Source organism: Mycolicibacterium xanthum (assembly GCF_019710635.1).
Classification (GTDB): Bacteria; Actinomycetota; Actinomycetes; order Mycobacteriales; family Mycobacteriaceae; genus Mycobacterium; species Mycobacterium xanthum.
The window spans coordinates 124,579-143,509 of the sequence record NZ_JAIFZS010000003.1 but is presented as its reverse complement, the minus strand read 5'-3'; the positions used below and the strand labels follow the sequence as shown (position 1 = coordinate 143,509).

18 protein-coding genes, 1 tRNA gene and 2 pseudogenes are annotated in these 18,931 nt (G+C 68.0%); 12 read left to right on the top strand and 9 right to left on the bottom strand.

What is annotated here, in order from left to right:
- Position 1 precedes the first annotated feature (1 nt).
- From JDV09_RS03025 to JDV09_RS02985, 9 genes are all read left to right on the top strand, one after another.
- On the top strand, positions 2–220 hold the full coding sequence (locus JDV09_RS03025; RefSeq protein ID WP_221367630.1) for a V-type proton ATPase subunit F family protein: 219 nt from the start codon (positions 2–4) through the stop codon (positions 218–220).
- Positions 217–741: a hypothetical protein gene (locus tag JDV09_RS03020; RefSeq protein WP_221367629.1), complete on the top strand. Its 525-nt coding sequence runs from the start codon at positions 217–219 to the stop codon at positions 739–741. Before JDV09_RS03025 ends, JDV09_RS03020 begins: the two co-directional genes overlap by 4 nt.
- A complete protein-coding gene (locus tag JDV09_RS03015; RefSeq protein WP_221367628.1) occupies positions 738–2,456 on the top strand; it encodes a V-type ATP synthase subunit A in 1,719 nt (572 codons plus the stop codon). The genes JDV09_RS03020 and JDV09_RS03015 overlap by 4 nt, the downstream gene beginning before the upstream one ends.
- Positions 2,453–3,838, top strand: a complete 1,386-nt coding sequence (locus JDV09_RS03010; protein ID WP_221367627.1) for a V-type ATP synthase subunit B — start codon at positions 2,453–2,455, stop codon at positions 3,836–3,838. The genes JDV09_RS03015 and JDV09_RS03010 overlap by 4 nt, the downstream gene beginning before the upstream one ends.
- Before the next feature lie 9 nt (positions 3,839–3,847).
- Positions 3,848–4,477, top strand: a complete 630-nt coding sequence (locus JDV09_RS03005) for a V-type ATP synthase subunit D (RefSeq protein ID WP_221367626.1) — start codon at positions 3,848–3,850, stop codon at positions 4,475–4,477.
- Positions 4,478–4,703: 226 nt separating this feature from the next.
- On the top strand, positions 4,704–5,171 hold the full coding sequence (locus tag JDV09_RS03000; protein ID WP_221367625.1) for a hypothetical protein: 468 nt from the start codon (positions 4,704–4,706) through the stop codon (positions 5,169–5,171).
- Positions 5,164–6,501: a DUF1254 domain-containing protein gene (locus JDV09_RS02995; RefSeq protein WP_221367624.1), complete on the top strand. Its 1,338-nt coding sequence runs from the start codon at positions 5,164–5,166 to the stop codon at positions 6,499–6,501. Before JDV09_RS03000 ends, JDV09_RS02995 begins: the two co-directional genes overlap by 8 nt.
- Before the next feature lie 65 nt (positions 6,502–6,566).
- A complete protein-coding gene (locus JDV09_RS02990) occupies positions 6,567–7,628 on the top strand; it encodes a thiamine pyrophosphate-dependent dehydrogenase E1 component subunit alpha (protein WP_221367623.1) in 1,062 nt (353 codons plus the stop codon).
- The gene (locus tag JDV09_RS02985; protein ID WP_221367622.1) at positions 7,625–8,638 is read left to right on the top strand and encodes an alpha-ketoacid dehydrogenase subunit beta; all 1,014 of its coding nucleotides are present in this window, start codon (positions 7,625–7,627) and stop codon (positions 8,636–8,638) included. Before JDV09_RS02990 ends, JDV09_RS02985 begins: the two co-directional genes overlap by 4 nt.
- A 168-nt stretch (positions 8,639–8,806) precedes the next feature.
- Here JDV09_RS02985 and htpG read toward each other — a convergent pair whose 3' ends face one another.
- Both htpG and JDV09_RS02975 read right to left on the bottom strand, forming a co-directional pair.
- Entirely contained in the window at positions 8,807–10,738 is a 1,932-nt protein-coding gene (gene htpG / locus JDV09_RS02980) for a molecular chaperone HtpG (RefSeq protein WP_221367621.1), read from the bottom strand.
- Between the two features lie 633 nt (positions 10,739–11,371).
- On the bottom strand, positions 11,372–12,232 hold the full coding sequence (locus JDV09_RS02975; RefSeq protein WP_221367620.1) for a cyclopropane mycolic acid synthase family methyltransferase: 861 nt from the start codon (positions 12,230–12,232) through the stop codon (positions 11,372–11,374).
- Positions 12,233–12,585: 353 nt separating this feature from the next.
- Between JDV09_RS02975 and JDV09_RS26520 the strand changes: the two are divergent.
- Together JDV09_RS26520 and JDV09_RS02965 are read left to right on the top strand one after the other, a co-directional pair.
- A pseudogene (locus JDV09_RS26520) lies at positions 12,586–12,855 on the top strand (membrane dipeptidase); the annotation flags it as partial.
- A 62-nt stretch (positions 12,856–12,917) separates the two neighbouring features.
- Positions 12,918–13,552: pseudogene (locus JDV09_RS02965) on the top strand (tyrosine-type recombinase/integrase); the annotation flags it as partial.
- A gap of 37 nt (positions 13,553–13,589) precedes the next feature.
- Here JDV09_RS02965 and JDV09_RS02960 read toward each other — a convergent pair.
- The 3 genes from JDV09_RS02960 to JDV09_RS02950 all read right to left on the bottom strand — a co-directional run bounded on the left by JDV09_RS02960 (position 13,590) and on the right by JDV09_RS02950 (position 14,778).
- Positions 13,590–13,680: transfer RNA gene (locus tag JDV09_RS02960), tRNA-Ser, on the bottom strand.
- 124 nt (positions 13,681–13,804) lie between these two features.
- Complete coding sequence (locus JDV09_RS02955; RefSeq protein WP_221367664.1) at positions 13,805–14,257, bottom strand: nucleoside deaminase; 453 nt, start codon at positions 14,255–14,257, stop codon at positions 13,805–13,807.
- A complete protein-coding gene (locus tag JDV09_RS02950) occupies positions 14,257–14,778 on the bottom strand; it encodes a tRNA adenosine deaminase-associated protein (protein WP_221367618.1) in 522 nt (173 codons plus the stop codon). Before JDV09_RS02950 ends, JDV09_RS02955 begins: the two co-directional genes overlap by 1 nt.
- A 107-nt stretch (positions 14,779–14,885) precedes the next feature.
- On the opposite strand from JDV09_RS02950, the gene JDV09_RS02945 reads away from it, so the two are divergent.
- The gene (locus tag JDV09_RS02945; protein ID WP_221367663.1) at positions 14,886–15,830 is read left to right on the top strand and encodes a prephenate dehydrogenase; all 945 of its coding nucleotides are present in this window, start codon (positions 14,886–14,888) and stop codon (positions 15,828–15,830) included.
- On the opposite strand, the gene JDV09_RS02940 is transcribed toward JDV09_RS02945, so the two are convergent.
- Genes JDV09_RS02940 through JDV09_RS02925 form a run of 4 tightly spaced genes read right to left on the bottom strand, consistent with a single transcriptional unit; the run spans position 15,793 to position 18,918 of the window.
- Positions 15,793–16,392 carry a putative glycolipid-binding domain-containing protein gene (locus JDV09_RS02940; RefSeq protein WP_221367617.1) on the bottom strand — a complete coding sequence of 200 codons (600 nt, stop codon included), beginning with the start codon at positions 16,390–16,392 and terminating at the stop codon, positions 15,793–15,795. The two genes, JDV09_RS02945 and JDV09_RS02940, sit on opposite strands and share 38 nt — an antisense overlap.
- Entirely contained in the window at positions 16,389–17,186 is a 798-nt protein-coding gene (locus JDV09_RS02935) for an ABC transporter permease (protein ID WP_221367616.1), read from the bottom strand. The genes JDV09_RS02940 and JDV09_RS02935 overlap by 4 nt, the downstream gene beginning before the upstream one ends.
- Complete coding sequence (locus tag JDV09_RS02930) at positions 17,183–17,821, bottom strand: ABC transporter permease (protein WP_221367615.1); 639 nt, start codon at positions 17,819–17,821, stop codon at positions 17,183–17,185. Before JDV09_RS02930 ends, JDV09_RS02935 begins: the two co-directional genes overlap by 4 nt.
- Positions 17,818–18,918, bottom strand: coding sequence for an ABC transporter ATP-binding protein (locus tag JDV09_RS02925; RefSeq protein ID WP_221367614.1), 1,101 nt, complete (start codon positions 18,916–18,918; stop codon positions 17,818–17,820). Before JDV09_RS02925 ends, JDV09_RS02930 begins: the two co-directional genes overlap by 4 nt.
- Between the last annotated feature and the right edge of the window lie 13 nt (positions 18,919–18,931).

Below are 18,931 nucleotides of genomic sequence, written 5' to 3'. Positions count from 1 at the left end.
CATGGGAGCGGTCGTCGTGATCGGTGAACCGGGACTGGTGGACGGTTACGCGCTGGCCGGAGCGGTCGTGGTCCCCGCCGAAGGGCCCGACCAGGCCCGCCGAGCCTGGCGGGACCTGCCCGAGTCGGTGTCGCTGGTGATCCTGACGGATTCGGCCGCGCAGGCCCTCACCGCCGACATCCGCGACTCCGCCGTGCTCACGGTGGTGATGCCCGCGTGAGCGGACTGGATCCCGACCGGGCGGCGGCCGCGCTCGGACCGGTGCGTGCGGAACTGCTGCGCCGGGCGAACGCCGACGCCGAAAAGGTCATCGCCGCAGCCCAATCCGACGCGCAGCGCGTCGTCGAGGAAGCCACCCGCACCGCGAACCAGATGCTCGACCGGGCGCGCGCCGCCGGCAAAGCCGCCGGCGCCAGGCTGGCGGCCAACGAGGAGGTGGCACTGCGCCGGGGCCTGCGACGCGACGTGCTTGCCGCCCGCGACGGCGCCTACCGGTTGTGGCGGCAGCGGGCCGGCGAGGCGGTGCTCGCGCTCCGCGACGATCCCCGCTATCCGCAGTGGCGGGCCGCGTTGGTCGACATCGCCCACGCCACGCTGGGTGACGACGCGCAGGTGACCGAGGACGCCACCGGCGGTGTGCACGCCGAAAAGGATTCGCGCCGAATTGATCTGAGCCTCTCGGCGATCGCCACCCGCACCGTCGACGAGGCCGCCGCGGAGGCAGAAAGCCTGTGGTCATGACCGATTCGCCCTCCGTCGTCCGGGTTTCGGGTCCGTTGGTGGAGGTGCGGTGCGACGTCGCGGTGGCCGTGGGCGACCTGATCGGGCTGGGACCGGGGGCCATTCCCGGTGAAGTGGTTTCCATCTCCGACGGCCGCCTGACCGTACAGGCCTATGAGTACACCGGTGGATTGAAACCCGGGGACGACGCCGAGCCGCAGGGGTTCCCGTTGTCGGCGCCGCTGGGACCCGGACTGCTCGGCGGGGTGTTCGACGGCCTGCTGCGGCCACTGACCAGCGCCGGCACCTGGCTGAGGGCGGGCAGCTACGGCTACAGCAGCACCGACGGCTGGCGGTTCGAACCGACCGCCGAGCCGGGCAAGACGGTGTCGGCCGGTGCGGTGCTGGGCGTGGTGCACAACGCCGGGTCGGTGGAGCACCGCGTATTGGTTCCCCCGGGCACCGAAGGGGTGGTGGAGTCGGTCGCCCCGGCGGGTTCCTATTCCGTCGACGCGCCCGTCGCCACCGTCGACGGCACCCCGATCTCACTGGGGTCCACCTGGCCGGTACGGACGGCGCGACCGTACCGGAGTCGGCGCGAGGACGTCGCCCCGCTCAACACCGGGCAACGCGTGCTGGACCTGCTGTTCCCCATCGCGCTCGGCAGCACCGCCGGTGTCCCGGGCGGTTTCGGCACCGGGAAGACCGTTCTGCTGCAACAGCTGGCGAAGTGGTGCGATGCCGACGTCATCGTCTACGTCGGTTGCGGCGAGCGCGGCAACGAGATGGCCGAGATCGTCGCCGACATGCTCGACCTGGTCGATCCACGCACCGGCGGGCGGCTGGCCGACCGCAGCGTGATCATCGCCAACACCTCCAACATGCCGATGATGGCCAGGGAGGCCAGCATCTACACCGGGGTGACCGTCGCCGAGTACTACCGCGACATGGGTTACCACGTGGTGGTGATCGCCGACTCGACATCCCGGTGGGCGGAGGCGTTGCGGGAGTTCGCCTCCCGGATGGGCGAGCTGCCCGCCGAGGAGGGCTACCCGGCGACGCTGGCCACGGAGTTGGCGGCGTTCTACGAACGTGCCGGCTACGTCGACACCCTCGGCGGCGGGGCCGGTTCGGTCACGGTGATCGGCGCCGTCTCGCCGTCGGGCGGCGACATGTCCGAGCCCGTCACCGTGCACACCGAGCGATTCGTGCGCTGTCGCTGGACGTTGGACCGGGACCTGGCGTATTCGCGGCACTACCCGGCGGTGTCGTGGTCGGCGTCGTTCTCCCGGGACGCCGAGCCGCTGGGTTCGGCGCACGTGGCGGCCGGGAACATCGACTGGGCGGCCCACCGCGGCCGGGTGCTCGCGCTTCTCAACGAGTCGGACCGGCTGGCCGCGCTGACCGAACTCGTCGGCGTCACCGCGCTGGCCGACAGCGAGCGGATCGAACTGCTCGGCGGGCGCCTGCTGCGCGAGGCGGTACTGCAGCAGAATGCCCTGGTGCCCAACGACGCCCACTGTTCGCCGGAGAAGACAGCGGCACTGGTCGACGCCGTGCTGGCGGTGATCGACGTCTGCCACAACGTGGTGGCCGCGGGGGTACCCGCCGAACTCGTCGAGGAGACCGACTTCGGCCCGTTGATCCGTGCCCGTGACGACGGTGGACCGTCGGACACCGCGGTGGCGGCGCAGCGCCGCGACGAGATCGCGGCCAGATTGCAGCAGCTGCGATGACCGGCGCCGACCGCTGGATCGAGTACGGCGGAGTCCGGGAACTGCGCGGACCGCTGGCCGTCGTTGCGGGCGTGGCCGGCGTCGGCTGGGACGAGTACGTGTCGATCTCGCTGGCCGACGGCACCCAGCGGCACGGGCTGGTGCTCGACGTGCACGACGACGTGGCCGTTGTCCAGGTGCTCGAAGGCACGTCGGGAATGGACATATCCCGCACCAGAATACGGTTCAGTGGCGAGCCGATGCGGGTCGCGGTGGGCACCGGTTGGCTGGGCCGAACCTGCAACGGTCGCGGCGAACCGATCGACGGAGGTCCACCGGTGACCGGTGCGCGAACGGTCTCGGTCAACGGCGATCCGCTCAATCCGGTGCGCCGCGAACCCCCGTCCGAACCGGTACTGACCGGGGTCTCGGTGCTCGACGGGTTGACCACCCTGGTGCGCGGCCAGAAGCTGCCGGTGTTCTCGCTGCCGGGACTGCCACATCTGAAGCTGGCCTGCCAGATCGCGGCCCAGGCCACCTCCGGGGACGAGCCGTTCAGCGTGGTCTTCGCCGGGATCGGCCTGACCCACGGCGATGCCGCCTACGTCCGCGACACCCTCGAATCACGCAGCGCTGCAGGCGAACTGGTGATGCTGCTCAACGTCGCGAACGATCCGGTGATCGAACGGATCCTGACTCCGCGCATCGCGTTGACCGTGGCCGAACACCTGGCCTTCGACGCCGGACGCCATGTCCTGGTGGTGCTCAGCGACATGACCAGCTACGCCGAAGCGCTGCGCCAGGTGTCAGCGGCGCGCGGTGAAATCCCCGCTCGCAGAGCCTATCCCGGATACCTGTACAGCGACCTGGCGTCGCTGTACGAGCGCTGCGGCCGGATCGCCGGCGAGGCGGGCTCGGTGACCGTGCTGCCGGTGCTCACGATGCCGGGTGGCGACATCACCCATCCGGTACCCGACCTGACCGGCTACATCACCGAAGGTCAGATCATCTTCTCGGGGCAGCTGCACCTCAGCGGGATCTACCCGCCGGTCGATGCGCTGTCCTCGCTGTCCCGGCTGATGCGCCGCGGCGCCGGTCCCGGACGAACGCGTGAAGACCACCTTCCGCTGGCTGCGCAGCTGCTGGCCGCGCTGGCCAAGGCCCGGCAGGTGCGCGAGCTCGCCGAACTCATCGGAACCGAGGCGCTGACGCCGACCGACCGCAGTTACCTGTTCTTCCAGGACGGGTTCATCCGGGAACTGGTCGACCAGCACCCCGACGAGGCCCGAAGCCTCACCGACACCCTGACCCGTGGGTGGGAGGTGGCGCTTCGGCTGGCCCGCAGCGAACTGTCGATGCTGCCGGCCGAACTGCTGGACCGCTACGGAAAACCCGCCGACTGAGAGAACCCGATGCCCACACTGCAGACTCCGCCGGGACGGATGGGCCGGCTATGGCTGATGAGCCGGCTCGAACTCGCCGAGCGGGGAGTCACGCTGCTGGAGGAGAAACTGCACCTCCTGGCCGGGCACCGCGACGAGTTGCGGGACAGGGTCGCGAGCACCCGGCGCGTCTGGCGCGACGCCTGCCGCGAGGCGGACGTCTGGCAGCTGCGGGCGACGCTGTTGGGTGGCGAGCGCGCGATCACGCTCGCCACCCCGGATGAACATGCGTCGGTCACCATCGAGTGGGCGACGACGAGCGGGGTGCGCTATCCCGACCGGATCCGGTGCACGCTCCCGCCCGCCGACGACCCCGCGGTCGTCGTCACGGGTTCGGCGGTGGCGGGCGCCGGCCGGACACACCGGGCGGCGCTGCAAGCCGCCGCAGAACACGCCGTCACGGCGGCCGCCCTGGCCACCGTGGAGCGGGAGTACCAGGCCACTCAGTTGCGCGCCCGGGCGTTGAGCAAGCACTGGTTGCCCCGGTTGCATGACGAGCTCGCCCGGATCAATCTCGAACTCGAGGAACAGGACCGCGCCGAGTCCAGCCGGCTGCGGCTGGTCGAACTCGGGTACGGAAAGTCGGCGCCCGGCTCGTGACGGCGCGCCCGCCGCGGTGTCGGTGCCTACCGCCGCGCTGTCGGCGCCGAAAGTGAGGACCTCCGACCCTGGCAGTAGCCGCTGTGGCCGTGTGAACCTCACAGGTACCCGATCCGATTCACGGTGGTTTCGAAGGCACGGCAATGGTCCCGATGGGCGAGACGTCGAACGTCGACAACTTCGTGCGGACCGGGACCGCCCGACGGGTCCACCTGCGGGAGGCCCGGTGATCTGGGCGCTGCTCGCACTGATCGGGATCCCGGTGTGGTTCGTGCTGCTCGTGCTGGTCATGATGCTCTATCAGCGCAGGGTCGTGCTCAAGCGCAGCGATGTCTTCCGGTACCGCGCGCGGACCGACACCGGGTGGGCGCGCCGCAAGGGCGCTGCCCGCTGGGTATCCGATGTGCTGGTCCGGCACCGCGGAATCGCCCTGGTCCGGACGCTCATCGATCCGATCGCGACCGTCGAGGTCGGCACCATCTCGGGGGATCCGCCGAAGGGGCTCGGTGACGGTCCGTTGGAGATCCGATTGACCCTGACGGGTCAGGAATCGCCGTTGCGACTTGCCGTTTCAGCCGAGTCGCGGGACCGGGCGTGCGGCCCCGCCCGCTTGCGCGCGCAGTCCTCGCAGCTGAAGAGCGAACAACCGGTAGAAGGAGGAGGTCCTATGACGACTGGAGGTCGCAATGAGTAGTTCTCGCCTGTCCCCCGACGAGCTTGCGGCGATCGCGGAGGAGGCATACATCTTCTCGTTCCCGATGCTGATGGGTTACCGCTTCTGCTTCGCGACGTTCCTGGTCCCGTCGCTGCCGTCCTACCGGGGCCCGATGAACGAGATGCACGGTGAGCCGGTGACGCTGGACCACAACTTCAAAGAGGTCATCACACCGAACGCCGACACGCCCTACTCGATGGCCGCGCTCGACCTGCGGGCCGAGCCGGTGGTGCTCGAGGTGCCGGCGGTGACCGATCGCTACTACGTGATGCAGCTGGAGGATCTGTACGGCACGAATCCGCACTATGTCGGTTCCCGTACCACCGGGTCGGGGCCCGGGTCCTATGTGCTGGCCGGCCCGACGTTCACCGGTGATGTCCCTGACGGGTTCTCCGGCGTCCTGCGCTTCGAGACCGATCTGGTGTTCGTGATCGGCCGGACTCAACTGCTCGGCCCCGACGATGTCGAGACCCTGCGACCGATCATGGCGGCTTATCACCTCGAGCCGCTGTCGGCGCGTGTCGGCACCGCGGCACCCGTCGCACCGGCGTTCGACTGGCCGGTGTGGAACGACGAGGCGTCCCGCGACGAACGATTCATCGGCTTCGTCAACTCCCTGCTCGAATGGTGCCAGCCCCCGCACCCGAGCGAGGTGGCGATGTTCGAGCGCTTCGCGCGGGCCGGCATCGGCGCCGGTCTGCCGTTCGCACCCGACGACCTCGACGACGACGTCCGCACGGCCCTGCGCTCCGGGGTCGACCGGGCCCGGGCGACGATCGCGGACCGAGTCGAGAACCTCGGCGACAAGATCAACGGCTGGTCGGCCGTCGACGCGCTCGGCAGCCGCGACTTCTTCGCCGGCGACTACCTGCTGCGGGCGGCCGGGGCGATGGCCGGATGGGGCGGCAACGACAAGATCGAAGCCTTCTACCCACTGGCCCGCCAAGACTCCACCGGCAAATCCTTCTCCGGTGACCACGCCTACCGGCTGCGGTTCGACACGCTGCCGCCGGCGAAGGCGTTCTGGTCGGTCACCATGTACGACACGTCCTACGACGGCGTCGCCGGCTACCTGGTGGAGAACACGATCGGGCGATACCTCATCAACTCCACCACCGCCGGCCTGGCGTTCGGCGCGGACGGATCGCTGACCATCCACATCCAGCACGACGAACCCGACACCGAAGAGGGCAGGGCGAATTGGCTGCCGGCCCCGAAGGGTCCCTTCTATATGGCGATGCGCATCTACTGGCCGGAACCGGAAGCGCTCGACGGCACCTGGGAGCCGCCACCCATCGTCAGAATCTGACTCGAGCGAGCCGGCGTGGTCTTGACTGCCGGCCCCAAGTCCGGGAGCCGAAAGGCGGTAACCAAATGCGCGTCACCCACAGGGCACACGATCTGGATGTCGAAGTCGCCTACGAGGCGATGGTTCGCATGCGGAGGTTCGAGGAAGCCCAAGCCGAGATGTGGCGGGATGGATTGATCTCCGGCGAGATGCATCTCGGCGTAGGCGAGGAGGGCGTCGTGGCCGGGGTCGTCGGCAACCTGGTGGACGGCGACGCCATGGCCCTCGACCACCGCTCGACGCCGCCGCTCGTGGCACGCGGGGCCGACCTCGAGTCACTTTTCCTGGAAGTGCTCGGTTCGGAGAAGGGCCTGTGCCGTGGCCGGGGCGGACACATGCACCTTCTCGCCCCCGACCTTCTCGCCGCGTCCGACGGCATCGTGGGGGCGGGCGCTCCCCTGGCGTGCGGATTCGCGTTCGCCGCCCAGCGTTTGCGCCCGGGCCACGTTGCGGTCGCGTTTTTCGGCGAGGGCGCCGCCAACCAGGGAATGCTCCTCGAGGCCTTCAACCTCGCCGTCGTATGGAACCTGCCGGTGCTGTTCGTGTGCAAGGACAACGGCTGGTCGATCACGACCCGCAGCACCGAGGTCACGGGTGGGGGCCTGGTGCGGCGCGCTCGGGCTTTCGGCGTTCGTGCCCGCGCGGTCGACGGCGGCCGCGTCGACGCCGTGGCGAAGGAGAGCGCGCGCCTCATCGACCGCGCCCGGCGCGGTAACGGCCCGGGCTTCCTGCTCACCCGCTGCCACCGGCCGCAGGGCCACTTCCTCGGTGACCCCATGCTGCGCATGATGACCGAACCCCTCGATCAGGCCCGTCAGCTCGGTCCGCCGTTGCTGCGGGCGGCCGTGGCCGGCGACGGCGCGCGCCCGACGGTCAGGTTGGCCGGCCTGAGCGGAATCGGCGGGCGCATCGCGCGGCTCACCTTGCAGTACACGTTGCACCGTCGCGACCCGCTGGCCCGTGCACGTGCACTGCTGGATGCCGACACGGCCGCGGCCATCGAAGAACGGGTGTCCGCCGAAGTCCGAGCCGCCGCGGACAACGCGTTGAGCCAGGCCGGATTGCCGGGTGTGGGTGCAGGGCGATGACGGTGATGACGTTCGCCGATGCCATCGACGAAGGGTTGGCATCCGCCATGGCCCGCGACCAACGGGTGGTCACCTTCGGTGAAGATGTCCGGATACTGCGCCGAAACCTCCTGGCGCGTTTCGGCGCAAGCCGCGTCATGGACACACCGATAAGTGAGTCGGCATTCCTCGGCGCGGCGGTCGGCGCCGCGATGGCGGGGCTGCGCCCGGTCGTCGAGATCATGTTGGTCGACTTCATCGGAGTGGCCTTGGACGCCCTGCTCAACCACGCCGCCAAGATCGAGGCGTTCTCCGGCGGCCAATGGCGGTGTCCGCTCGTCGTACGCACTTCGTGCGGGGCCGGTTACGGCGATGGCGGCCAGCACGGGCAGGCGCTGTGGGGCATGCTCGCGGGTATCCCCGGGCTCACCGTGGTGGTGCCGTCCACACCGGCCGATGCGGCGGGGCTCATGATTGCCGCGATCGACCACGACGGTCCGGTCATCTTCATGGAACACAAGTTGCTCGCCGACTACTTGCTCGACTACCTGGGCGGAGCAAGCAGGCCCGGGGTTGCGTTCGACGTGCCGGCCACCGGGGCGACGGGTGAGGTACCCGACCTCGTCGCGACACCACTCGGCCAGGCTGCGATCCGCCGGCACGGCGGAGACGTCGCCCTCGTCAGCGTCGGTGTCGGCGTGCACCGCGCGCTTGAGGCCGCAGAGGTGCTTGCTGACGACGGCATCGACTGCACGGTCCTCGATGTACGGACGGTGGCCCCCCTCGATCGCGCCGCGATAGTCCAGGCGGTGGGCCGCACCGGGGCGGTCGTCGCCGTCGACGAAGACTACATTCGCGGGGGACTCACCGGAGAGGTCGCCGCCATCCTCGCCGAGGAAGGCTTGGCGGCGAAGTTCGCTCGTGTCGCGGTCGAGTCGACGATCCCGTACGCCCGCGACCTGGAGCGGGAGGTGCTGCCGAACCGCGAGCGAATAGTCGACGCCGTTCGGCGGCTTCGCTGCCGGCGATAGGGTTGCGCCGATCGGCCCGGCAAGTACGACCCGCGGCCGATTGTGGCCGATATCGCGATGGGCCTGTTGGCCCTCGGTGGTGCCCAGCCCGACCGTCCGGCGCCGAAATCAACCTGACGGCCCGGCCGGGAAGCGCTACCGACACTCCCCTACCATTGTGGGTCCTCCCTAGACGGTGCGGGTCAACCGATCCGCGAGCAACTCGGCGAACCGTGCCGGATCCTCCAATTCGCCGCCTTCTGCGAGAAGTGCTGTGCCGTAGAGCAGTTCGGCCGTCTCAGCGACCGATGGATCGTCAGGGCGGTCTTTGTGCGCCTGGCGCAGGCCGATGACGAGCCCATGATTCGGGTTGAGTTCGAGGATCCGCTTACCGGCCGGGAGGTCCTGCCCGGAAGCCCGGTAGAGGCGCTCGAGCGCCGGTGTGATGTCGAAGGCGTCGGTGATCAGGCAGGCCGGCGATTCGGTCAGGCGAGAGGACAGCCGCACGTCCTTGACATGCTCACTCAGGGTCTCCTCCAACCATGTCAACAGTTCGGCGAACTCTTTCTCCCGCTCCTCGCGCTCGGCCTCATGCGCCGTCTTCTCCTCCTCGGAGTCAAGGTCCACCTCTCCCCGGGCTACCGATTGCAGCGGTTTGCCGTCGAACTCGGTCACGGTTCCCACCCAGACCTCGTCGACCGGGTCGGTGAGCAGCAGGACCTCGTATCCCTTGGCCTTGAACACCTCGAGGTGCGGCGACTTCAGGATCTGCTGACGGGTCTCGCCGGTGGCGTAGAAGATCTGCTCCTGACCGTCCTTCATTCGCTCGACATACCCGGCAAGGGTGGTGGGTTCGTCCTCGCTGTGCGTCGAGGCGAACGAGGAAATCCGAAGCAGGGTGTCCTGGTTGTCCAAGTCCGACAGCAGGCCCTCTTTGAGGACCCTGCCGAACTGGGTCCAAAACGTGCGGTAGTCCTCTGGGCGCTCGGACTGCAGATCCTTGATCGTGGAAAGGACCTTTTTGGTCAGACGGCGACGAATCGCCTTGATCTGACGATCCTGCTGCAAGATTTCGCGGGAAACATTCAGCGACATGTCCTGTGCGTCGACGACGCCCTTGACGAAGCGCAGGTATTCCGGCATCAGTTGGTCACAATCGCCCATGATGAACACGCGTTTGACATACAGCTGTATCCCGATGTGGGCGTCCCGGTTGAACAGATCGAATGGGGCGTGTGACGGAATGAACAGCAGGGCCTGATACTCGAAGGTGCCCTCGGCCTTCATCGCGATGACCTCGAGCGGATCGTCCCAGGCGTGCGCGATGTGCTTGTAGAACTCTTTGTACTCTTCGTCGGAGACCTCATCTTTGGGCTTGGCCCACAGCGCCTTCATCGAGTTGAGGGTCTCGGTGTCGAGGGTGACGGTCTCGTCGCCACCCTCTGCGCCTGCCGGGGTACGTCGCTCGACCGTCATCCGGACGGGCCAGGCAATGAAGTCGGAGTACTTCTTGACCAGGCTCCGGATCGTCGACTCCGAGGTGTAGTCGTGCAGTTCGTTCTCGGCGTCCTCGGGCTTGAGGTGCAGGGTTATCGATGTTCCCTGCGGCGCGTCGTCGACGGATTCGATGGTGTAGGTGCCGTCGCCGCTCGATTCCCACCTGGTGGCTTCGCTCTCGCCGGCCTTACGGGTGAGCAACTCGACCTTGTCGGCCACCATGAAGACGGAGTAGAAACCGATACCGAACTGACCGATCAGTTCTTCTGAGGCGGCCCGGTTCTTGGCCTGGCGCAACTGCTCACGCAACTCGGCGGTACCCGACCTGGCCAGAGTGCCGATCAGATCCACGACCTCATCGCGCGTCATACCGATGCCGTTGTCGCAGACGGTCAGGGTGCGTGCCTCCCTGTCCGCCTCGATGTCGATATGTAGATCGGAGGTGTCGACGTTCAGGTCCTTGTTACGGAACGCCTCGAGCCGAAGCTTGTCCAGCGCATCCGAGGCGTTCGAGATCAACTCCCGCAGAAACGAATCCTTGTGGGAGTAGACCGAGTGGACCATCAAATCCAGCAGTTGCCGTGCCTCGGCCTGGAACTCCAACTGCTCGACACGCGCGTTCATAGGACTCCGTTCGTCAGCCACAGCGTTCAAATCTAGCGAGGCGTTCACCGGCCGGATCATCGCCGCCCGTCCACAGCAGCTTTCGCGGCCGCATCTCTTTCAGTAAACGCCGGTGCAACTGTGGCCGATACCAGCGGTTCGGTATCGACGAATCATAATTCTGATGGTCTGTGACCAGCGCTGTGGCGGTCAACGTGCGAAAAGACATCACCGTAGTTCAGTGAAGTTATCTGTAGCTGTGGGCAGATTGTGGGCACGGCGTGGGCACGACGCGTGTCTGTAACCGCCACCGGGCGCTGATGCGGTAGCGGTTGAGCACCGCCAGTTACCCAACCGACGAGCCGACGAACCCCTGCGGACGTCATGCCGCCGTCGGTGGTGTAGGGCAGCTGAGTGGCGTTGGCAGCCAGCGGGGCCGCCGCGGTGCTGATGGTCGCAGCGATGCTGTTGGGGTTGTGGCGCATCTGAGCGAGCACAACCGCTCCCTAGCCGCACACACTCAGCGGTCCTACGAGCAGGCGTTGCGGTTGTTCATCCTGCCGACGCTCGGCGACAAGCACGTGACACGACGCCAGGTTAGGGTCCGGCCGGCTCTACCCGCATCTGATTTTTCGGTAGGTGCGACATGCCCGCCTACTTTTGCAGCGTGAACTGATGAACATTGGTGTGGCCTTCGCGGAATAGGCGTGGGCAGCCGTTGAGGTATTTGTCGTAGCGGTCGTAGACCGCCTGGGACTGCATCGCTATCGCCTCGTCGCGGTGTGATTCCAGGCCGGCCGCCCACATCTCGAGTGTGCGTGGGTAGTACTGCCCGATGGCTTGTTCCTGGGTCAGGGTGAAGCCGGCCTTGGCGGCGTGCTCCTCGACCATCGGCACCGTCGGTAAGCGACCGCCCGGGAAGATCTCGGTGGCGATGAACTTCGCGAACCGGGCGATCTCCAACGTGATCGGCACCCCGAGGCGTTTCGCGTCGGCCTGCGTGATTGCGGTGATCGTGTGCAGCAGCATCACCCCATCCTCGGGCAGTGCGGTGTGGGCCATCTCAAAGAAGTCGTCGTAGCGATTGTGGCCGAAGTGCTCGAAGGCGCCGATGGACACAATCCGATCCACCTTCTCGTCGAACTCCTCCCAGCCCTGCAATCTGACCTCGACGGTACGTTCCGTTCCAATCTCGGCGAGTTTGGCGGCGGCGTAGTCGCGTTGGCGTTCGCTGAGGGTCAGCCCAATGACGTTGACGTCGTAGTTCTCGATCGCCCGCTGCATGCAGGCGCCCCAACCGCAACCGATGTCGAGAAGCGTCATACCCGGCTGTAGGCCCAGCTTGCCGAGAGCCAGGTCGAACTTGGCCAGCTGACCCTCCTCGAGGGTCAAGCCTTCCCTGGGGAAGTACGAACACGTATAACCCATCGTCGGGCCGAGAAAGAGTTCGAAGAACTCGTTGGAGATGTCATAAATCGACTGCAGTTCTGCGTACTTCGGTTCCAGCTCCGACATATCTGACGACTCCGATTGCTTACGTGGTGTGATTCGAATTAGGACCACGCTAGCGGGCCGGGGGCGCGTCCGGGGCCTTGCACCAACTGCATGAGAAACCTTGTTGCGCGCTGTGCCGAGACGATCAGAGCGGGCAAAGGTAGGTGCGGGAGGATTTGGCGTGCGTTGCTCGTATAGGACTCATGATGTGACTCCTCGTGATGAATGGCGTGGCGGGGTTCGGAGGCCTTGGTGTCCGCCTGCGCGCGACTCGGGCTGGTGGGGATGAACTCACCGCTGTCGGTGAAGTCGATGGTGGGCTCGGCGGGTCGCAGCGGCCGGTCGCGCTGGGCGTCTAGCAAATTCACGACAACGTGGCCCTCTTGAAAGCGCTGGGCTACGGCTACTGCCTGTTGGTCTACAACATTCGGAACGCGGTGGGCGGCGGTTGCGCCGAAGACGACGACCCCGGATTAAGTGACTACGGCCGCAAGGTCATCCAGGCCTTCAACAAGTACGGCATGGTGGTCGATGTCAATCACACCGGCAACCGGACCGCGCTGTAGGCCTGCGAGGTCAGCACCAAACCGGTCATCTTCTCCCACTCGGGAGCGAACGGCGTTCTCGCGACCTACCGCAACACGTCGGACGACCTCATCAGGGCGATCGCGCGGACCGGAGGTGTCTGTTCGGTGTTCGGTGTCGGTACCTATCGGCTGACGATGTACATCGGTTGGCGGCCGAATCGGGCGAGCGCCGGCCGCTTTTCTACGTCCTGGCGTTCTGTGGACTCCGCTGGGGTGAGGCGATCGCACTCCGGGTTCGCGATGTCGAGTTCCCGAAGCGGCGTCTTGTTGTCGCCGAGAACGCGGTGAGCTCGGTGTCGATCACGCGGCAGGGCAGACGAAGGGCCGCAAGGTCCGCTCCGTACCCGTGCCCTCGTTCGTACTCGACGAGTTATCCTCGCTGTGCGCGGACAAGAGCACCGACGATCTGGTGTTCGGCGGCCAGGACGGGAAGTACCTGCCGCGGCCGAAGTCGACGCGCGGATGGTTCTCCGGTGCGGTGACGCGGGCGAAGGTCCAGAAGGTCACCCCGCACGATCTGCGGCACACCGCGGCGAGCCTGGCGGTGTCGGCAGGGGTCGATGTAATGACGCTGGAACGGATGCTCGGACACAAGTCCGCGAAGGTCACTCCGGACGTGTACGCGGACCTGTTCGATACGGACCTCGATGCGGTAGCAGAGTCACTGCACGCCTCATATTCGCAGCCCGGTTTAGCCGAAAGTGTGGGCAAAACGTGGGCAAAGAGTGGGCAGGGCTCCGCCCAGCAAACATGAAAATAGCCCCTCACCTGGATCGCAGGCACAGGGGCTATGGCGGTGGCGGAGGGATTTGAACCCTCGGACGGGGGTTACCCGTCACACGCTTTCGAGGCGTGCTCCTTAGGCCGCTCGGACACGCCACCGTGTGGCAGCTTACCGATGCACACCGGGGGAAACCAAAACCGCCCGTTCACCGAGTGTGTAACCGCTGCGGGAAATCGGCCCGGACACCGCAGTGGGTGCACTCTCGGCGAAAAAATCGGGCCCTCAGCGCTGGCGCGCGAAGAACTCCTCCAGCAGCGCGGCGCACTCGTCGCCCAGCACGCCGCCGTGCACCTGCGGACGGTGGTTGAGCCGCCGGTCGCGCACCACGTCCCACAGCGACCCGACCGCCCCGGTCTTGGGCTCCCACGCCCCGAACACGACTCGCGCGATCCGGGCCATGACCAGCGCACCGGCGCACATCGTGCACGGCTCGACCGTGACCGCCAGCGTCGCACCCTCCAGCCGCCACCCGTCACCCAGGACCGCCGCGGCCGCGCGCATCGCCAGGATCTCGGCGTGCGCGGTCGGATCGCCCAGTTCCTCGCGGGCGTTGGCGGCACGGGCCAGTTCGGTGCCGTCGGCCGCGACGATGACCGCCCCGATCGGCACGTCGCGCGGTCCGGCCGCGCGGGCGGCCGCCAGCGCGGCCCGGATCAGCTCCTCGTCGGCCGGAATCACCTGTCCAGACGATCGAGGACGGCCGACAGCTCGTCGGCGAACCCCATCTCCCTGGCGATGCGGCCGATCTGCTCGTCGGCGTAGAGGTCGGACTCGTCGAGGATGATGCTCAACACCGCGGGAGGCAGCCCGAGGTCGGACAGCAGCCCGACGTCCCCCTCCTCGAACGGGTCGGCATCGTCGAGGTCCTCCTCGTCGATGTCGTAATCCAGCTTGTCGAGCACCTCGGCGGCGATGTCGTAGTCCAGTGCCGCGGTCGCGTCCGACAGCAACAGGCGGGTGCCCGACGGCGCCGGCCGGACGATCACGAAGAACTCGTCATCGATGTCGAGCAGCCCGAAAACTGCTCCGGCACTGCGCAATTGACAAAGCTCCTGCTCCGCTGCGGTCAGGCTCGCCAGCGCGGCGGGACTCAGCGCGGTGCACCGCCACGTGCCGTCCTCGCGGACCACCGCCACACCGAAGCCGTCCGGGGCGTCGACCGCCTTCTGCTGCGCCTGTGTGCGCTGCGCTCCCATGAGAGGACACGGTAGTCCCGATAAACGCCCTTGACCAGCGGCTCCGCACCTCCTGGCACCGGCGGGCACACCCGGTGTGCCAACCTTGACGGGTGGCGACGACACCGGTGTGCGTGATCGGTCTGGGGTTGATCGGCGGCTCCGTCATGCGGGCGGCCAGGGCGGCCGGGCGCGAGGTGTTCGGCTACAACCGCTCCCCCGACGGGGTCGCGGCCGCCCGGTTCGACGGCTACGACGCCGGCGCCGATCTCGACGAGGTGCTGGCCCGGGCCGCCGCCACCGGCGCGCTCATCGTGCTCGCGGTGCCGGTCCCGGCCCTGCCGTCGATGCTCGAGCACGTCGGCAGGGCCGCGCCCGCCAACCCGCTGACCGACGTGACCAGCGTCAAGGGTGCCGTGCTCGACGCCGTGCGGCACGCCGGGCTGCTGGCCCGCTTCGTCGGCGGCCACCCGATGGCCGGCACCGCGCATTCCGGCTGGGCGGCCGGGGACGCCGGGTTGTTCGTCGACGCGCCGTGGGTGATCGGCGTCGACGACCACGTCGACCCGGACGTCTGGGCCGAGGTGATGACGCTGGCGCTGGACTGCGGCGCGTTCGTCGTACCGGCCCGTGCCGACGAGCACGACGCCGCCGCGGCGGCCATCTCGCATCTGCCTCACCTGCTGGCCGAGGCGCTGGCCGCCACCGCCGGGGAGGTGCCGCTCGCGTTCGCGCTGGCGGCCGGATCCTTCCGCGACGGCACCAGGGTCGCGGGCACCGCCCCGGACCTGGTACGGGCGATGTGCGAGGCCAACTCCGCTGCGCTGGTGCCCGCGCTGGACCGTGCGCTGCACCGGCTGACCTCGGCGCGCGAGCTGCTGGCTCAGGACGGACCGATAACCGGCCTGGTGGAGTCCGGCCACGCCGCGCGGATCCGCTACGACGGGTTTTCCCGGCCGCAGATCACCACCGCGGTCATCGGGGCCGACGGCTGGCGCGACGAACTCGCCGCGGCGGGGCGCGCCGGCGGGGTGGTCAGATCCGCTCTGCCAACCCTGGGTAGTTCAGGATGAACCCGTCGTCGTCGACGGTGATCGTGGTCTCGGCGACCGGCGAGTTCAGCTTGATGCCGTCGGCCCCGGTGGTGTAGCCGATCGTCGCGACATCGACCGACAGGTCGGGCACCCGCACGTAGACCACCGGCAGTGTCACCGATTCCCCGGGCCGCTGGAACACCCGGGTACGGCGGATCGGCAGCGCGTTGAAGAAAGGGCTGAAGATCACGTCCACGTCGACCGCGCCGTCGTAGGCCGAACGGCTGGTCTCACCGGAGTGGTCCTGCACCAGCCACATGTTCTCCTCGTCGTGGGCGATGGAGAGCTGGCGCTCGCGCTCGGCGAGCGTGATGGTCAGCGACAACCGCTTGGTCGCGCCCGACTCGTCGGTGACGAGGTCGTAGGACGCGCTGAACGCGGGGTGCGACCCGGTGGCGGCGGCCACGATCCGGCCGTGGGCCTTGATGCGGTCACCGGAGAGCTGCACCCGTACCGACTCCATCCGCCGTCCGTCGTGGGCGCGCCAGGTCAGGATGGCGGGCCAGCGGGTGCTTTCCTCAGAGCCGTCGGCTTCACTCATCCCTCTACCGTATGCGACGGGTCGCCCCGTGGGTGACCGGCCCGGAAACTGGACGGCGAACCGACGTGTGGGCGTGATTCCAGCGCAACCTCATCGCTGAGCAACGGCGCCGGCAGGCTCCCCCGGGACCGGCTCAATCTCCCGGTGCCGGGCATCGACAACCAGACCGCGAAGGCCAGCGCCGCATCGAGAATCAGCGCCAGCGCGGTCACCATCAGCGCGCCCACCAGGGCGATGTGGAACTGGCGCACCTTGATCCCGTCGATGAGGTAGCGGCCCAGCCCGCCCAGGCTGGCGTAGGCCGCGATGGTGGCCGTCGCGACGATCTGCAGTGTGGCGGTGCGCAGCCCGCCCAGGATCAGCGGCATTGCGTTGGGGGTCTCCACGCGCAGCAGGATCCGCCGCTCGGTCATCCCCATCGAGCGGGCCGCATCGACCACCGTGCGGTCCACGTTGGCGATGCCCGAGTAGGTGCCTGCCAGCAGCGGCGGGATGCCCAGCAGCATCAACGCGACGGTCGGCGGGACCAGACCCAGTCCCCACAGCAGCACGCCGAGCAGCAGCACGCCCAGCGTCGGCAGCGCCCGCAGGGCGTTGACCCCGGTCACGACCAGGAACGTGCCCCGGCCGGTGTGGCCGATGAGCATCCCGACCGGCACCGCGATCAGCGCCGAGAAGAACGTCGCGATGACGGTGTACTGCAGGTGTTCGGCGATGCGGGCGCCGAGCCCGGACGGGCCCGCCCAGTTCGCCGCGGTGAAGATGAACGAGAGCGCCTGTTCGAGGAAGTTCACGCCGGCACCGCCGTCCACGGCGTCAACACCCGGCCCGCCAGCATGATCAGGGTGTCGATGACGATCGCGAGCACGAAGATCGCGATGATGCCCGCGACGATCTGATTGCTCTTGTCGGACTGATAGCCCTCGGTGAACCAGGTGCCCAGACCGCCGATGCCGATGACCGAGCCGACCGACACCATCGAGATGTTGGTGACCGCGACCACCCGCAGGCTGGCCACCAGCACGGGAACGGCCAGCGGCAGTTCCACTTTCAGCATCCGGGTCAGGGGCCGGTAACCCACCGCGGTGGCGGCGTCGCGCACCGGGTCGGGCACCGCGTCGAGCGCCTCGGGAACCGCGCGCACCAGCAGTGCGGTCGTGTAGAGCGTCAGCGCGACGATCACGTTGGCCTCGTCGAGGATTCGGGTCGGGATGATCAGCGGCAGCACCACGAACAGCGCCAGCGACGGGATCGTGAAGATGATGCTGGCGGTCACGGTGGTGAGCCGCCGCAGCGTCGTGGTGCGCTGCACCAGCGCACCGAGCGGAACCGCGATGAGCAGCCCCAGCACCACCGGGATCAGCGACAGCCGCAGGTGCACGACGGTCAGCGCCCATGCGTCGTCGAGGTTGTCCAGCAGATAGTTCACGATGCCGACCGCTGCCTCTTCAACGCGTCGAGCACGTCGTCGGCGAGCACCCCTCCGACCGGCTTCCCATCGGCACCCACCGCGACCCCGAGGCCCGACGGCGAGGATAGTGCCGAGTCCAGCGCCTGCCGCAGCGAATCGTCGGGACGGAACAACGAACCGCCCGCAGTAGTGCTGTCGTACAACAGCTTTCCCGACCGGTGCAGCCCGACGCCGGCCGCGTCGATCCACGCATACGGAGTACCGTCGGGTTTGGTGACCAGCGCCCACTGACCGGGACCGAGTCCCAGCGCGTCGATGCCCGCCTCGTCGACGGTGCGCAACTCGTGCATCGGCAGGCCGGTGGCGTGCCGGAACTGCAACCCGCGGTAGCCGCGGTCGGCGCCGATGAACCCGGCCACGAAATCGTTGGCCGGGTTGGACAACAGCCGCTTCGGCTCGTCGTACTGCTGCAGCACGCCGCCGCGGCCGAACACCGCGACCCGGTCGCCGATCTTGATCGCCTCGTCGATGTCGTGGGTGACGAACACGATCGTCTTGTGCAATTCGCTTTGCAGTCGCAGGATCTCGGCCTGCAGCTCCTCCCGCACCACCGGGTCGACGGCACTGAACGGCTCGTCCATCAACAGGATCGGCGGGTCGGCCGCCAGCGCCCTGGCCACCCCGACGCGCTGCTGCTGGCCGCCGGAGAGCTGTGCGGGATAGCGGTCGGCGAGCTTGGGGTCCAGACCGACCCGCTCCATCACACCGAGGGCCGCCTTGCGGGCGCTGCGGCGTGACTCCCCCTTGAGCACCGGCACCGTGGCGACGTTGTCGATCACCCGCTGGTGCGGCATCAGGCCCGCGCTCTGGATCACGTAGCCGATCCCGAGGCGCAGTTTGACCGGATCGACCGAGGTCACGTCGGCGCCGTCGACGGTCAGCGTCCCCGAGGTCGGCTCGGTCATCCGGTTGATCATCCGCATCGAGGTGGTCTTGCCGCAGCCCGACGGACCCACGAACACGGTCAGCGATCCGTCGGGCACCACGAGATCCAGGTCGTCGACGGCGACGGTGCCGTCCGGGTACTTCTTGGTGACGCCGGCGAATTCGATCATCGTGACCCTTCGT

What these genes read in the sequence shown, in the direction of transcription:
- JDV09_RS03015 (WP_221367628.1), top strand. Translation starts at nt 738, where the DNA reads ATGACCGATTCGCCCTCCGTCGTCCGGGTTTCGGGTCCGTTGGTGGAG.
- JDV09_RS02925 (WP_221367614.1), bottom strand. Translation starts at nt 18,918, where the DNA reads ATGATCGAATTCGCCGGCGTCACCAAGAAGTACCCGGACGGCACCGTC.
- JDV09_RS02950 (WP_221367618.1), bottom strand. Translation starts at nt 14,778, where the DNA reads ATGGGAGCGCAGCGCACACAGGCGCAGCAGAAGGCGGTCGACGCCCCG.
- JDV09_RS02990 (WP_221367623.1), top strand. Translation starts at nt 6,567, where the DNA reads ATGCGCGTCACCCACAGGGCACACGATCTGGATGTCGAAGTCGCCTAC.
- JDV09_RS03025 (WP_221367630.1), top strand. Translation starts at nt 2, where the DNA reads ATGGGAGCGGTCGTCGTGATCGGTGAACCGGGACTGGTGGACGGTTAC.
- JDV09_RS03005 (WP_221367626.1), top strand. Translation starts at nt 3,848, where the DNA reads ATGCCCACACTGCAGACTCCGCCGGGACGGATGGGCCGGCTATGGCTG.
- JDV09_RS02995 (WP_221367624.1), top strand. Translation starts at nt 5,164, where the DNA reads ATGAGTAGTTCTCGCCTGTCCCCCGACGAGCTTGCGGCGATCGCGGAG.
- JDV09_RS02940 (WP_221367617.1), bottom strand. Translation starts at nt 16,392, where the DNA reads ATGAGTGAAGCCGACGGCTCTGAGGAAAGCACCCGCTGGCCCGCCATC.
- JDV09_RS03010 (WP_221367627.1), top strand. Translation starts at nt 2,453, where the DNA reads ATGACCGGCGCCGACCGCTGGATCGAGTACGGCGGAGTCCGGGAACTG.
- JDV09_RS02985 (WP_221367622.1), top strand. Translation starts at nt 7,625, where the DNA reads ATGACGGTGATGACGTTCGCCGATGCCATCGACGAAGGGTTGGCATCC.
- JDV09_RS02975 (WP_221367620.1), bottom strand. Translation starts at nt 12,232, where the DNA reads ATGTCGGAGCTGGAACCGAAGTACGCAGAACTGCAGTCGATTTATGAC.
- htpG (WP_221367621.1), bottom strand. Translation starts at nt 10,738, where the DNA reads ATGAACGCGCGTGTCGAGCAGTTGGAGTTCCAGGCCGAGGCACGGCAA.